1 protein-coding gene and 1 pseudogene are annotated in these 1868 nt (G+C 48.7%); both read right to left on the bottom strand.

The annotated features are described in order from the left end of the window. Nucleotides 1-1537 (bottom strand): nucleoside-diphosphate sugar epimerase/dehydratase (locus Q0256_RS11055; protein ID WP_297963076.1); only part of this gene is annotated, 1537 nt, incomplete at its 3' end. Beyond that, nucleotides 1537-1868: pseudogene (gene pglE, locus Q0256_RS11050) on the bottom strand (UDP-N-acetylbacillosamine transaminase); the annotation flags it as partial. The gene Q0256_RS11055 and the pseudogene pglE, both read right to left, overlap by 1 nt.

The following is a 1868-nucleotide window of genomic DNA, read 5'->3' as shown; positions in this document are numbered from 1 at the left end:
GCAGCATTCGCTTGGCAAGATCGGCGATCTTTACGGGCTCGCCCATATCCAGCACGAAAAGCTCGCCGCCTCGCGCGATGGAGGCTGCTTGAAGCACAAGCTGACACGCCTCACTAACGAGCATAAAATATCTCGTAATCTCGGGGTGCGTAACGGTAAGCGGCTCGTTCGCTTCGATCTGGCGTTTAAATTTAGGGATGACGCTGCCGCTTGAGCCGAGCACGTTTCCAAAGCGCACCGCGACGATCTGCGTGTCGCTTGCCGCGTCGTTGGAATTTAGCGCGTAAAGCTCGCAGATACGCTTCGTCGTGCCCATAATGTTCGTCGGTCGCACCGCCTTATCGGTCGAGATCAAAACAACCTTTTTCGCGCCGTATTTTTTAGACAGATCGATTACGTTTTTTGTGCCGATGACATTATTTTTGACCGCTAGATGCGGGTTAAACTCGCATAGCGGCACGTGCTTATACGCCGCTGCGTGCACGACTACTTCGGGACGAAATTCTGCAAAAACCTCCTCCAGCTCATGGCGATAAACGACGTTTATCATCTTTAACTCGTTGCGCGCATCCGCGCCGGTGGCTTCGTTAATCGAGTAGAGGTTAAACTCGCTGTGTTCGACCATAATGAGCCGCTTTGCGCCGAATTTCAAGCATTGCTTGCAAATTTCGCTTCCTATCGTGCCGCCCGCGCCCGTTACCAGCACGATCTTGTCTTTGATAAAATTTTCAATCGCCTTGGTGTCGAGGTCTTTGGGCTTGCGAGCGAGCAGATCCTCGATCGATACGTCGCGGATCTTTTTGCTCTCATCCTCCAAAAGCGAAAAGAGTTTAATATCCTTTAGCCCGTACGCGAACAGCTCGTCGTATAGCTCCTTTAGCTCGTCCGGATACAGCGCCAGCGCGATGATCGCGGTTTTGGCGCCGCTATCTTTGATCATCTGCGGAATTTCGCTCTTGGCTCTGACGACGTAGTTTTCGCAATACGTCCCTACTAGCTCAGGCCGCCCGTCCACGACGCCCACCGGATAGTAGTTGATATATTTTTGCCGCATACCTTTTAGGACGTGAAAGGTCTTGCTTGTAGCGCCTACGACGATACAAGGCTCATTATTCGTGATATTTTTCTTCTCACTTAGAAACATCCGCTTTGAAATTCTAATCCCACCGATTAAAATAAACGAGATCGCCGCATCGATGATGATGACCGAGCGCGGGAAGGGGTTAAAAATTTTACTCGCTAGAAAAAACAGGATCAAAAAGGTAAGCGCCGCCATAACGTGCGCATAAAAGAGCTTTCTTGCTTCGTATAGCCCGAAAAATCTCCACGGAACTAAATAGATCCGCAAAAACCAAAAATAGAAAATTTTAATCGCAGTAAGGCTTGAGGCGCTAAGCAGCGCGCCTTTATAAAATTCGTTCGGTATATCTCCGCTAAATCGCAGCAAAAACGCGATATAAACGGAGAGGATCGAGATAAAAATATCTCCCAGCAAAAAAAACGCGAAGCGGCTAAATTTAGTGGGTTTTAACAGCATCAGATGTTTTCTTTTACGATTTTTACGACGCGCTCGATCGTATCGTCGCTCATATCGGTGCCGCTAGGAAGGCAGATGCCGCGACTAAACATATCCTCGCTCGTGCCGTCAACTACGCTAAGCGCGCCTGCGAAGATGCTTTGCAGATGCATCGGCTTCCAAAGCGGGCGAGATTCGATGTCGGCTTTATTTAGCGCATCGATTACCTTTAGATGAGCGCCTTTTTGTTTAAATAATAGCGTTGTAAGCCATCTATTGCCCTCGCCGCCTTCAACTTCAGGCATAAACTCCACATCTGCGCCTCTAAACAGATCCTCATAAATTTTAAAAA

It is taken from the genome of uncultured Campylobacter sp. (assembly GCF_937949835.1).
In the GTDB taxonomy this organism is placed as follows: domain Bacteria; phylum Campylobacterota; class Campylobacteria; order Campylobacterales; family Campylobacteraceae; genus Campylobacter_B.
The sequence above is the reverse complement of the archived record's forward strand: the minus strand, read 5'-3'. Positions and strand labels throughout refer to the sequence as shown.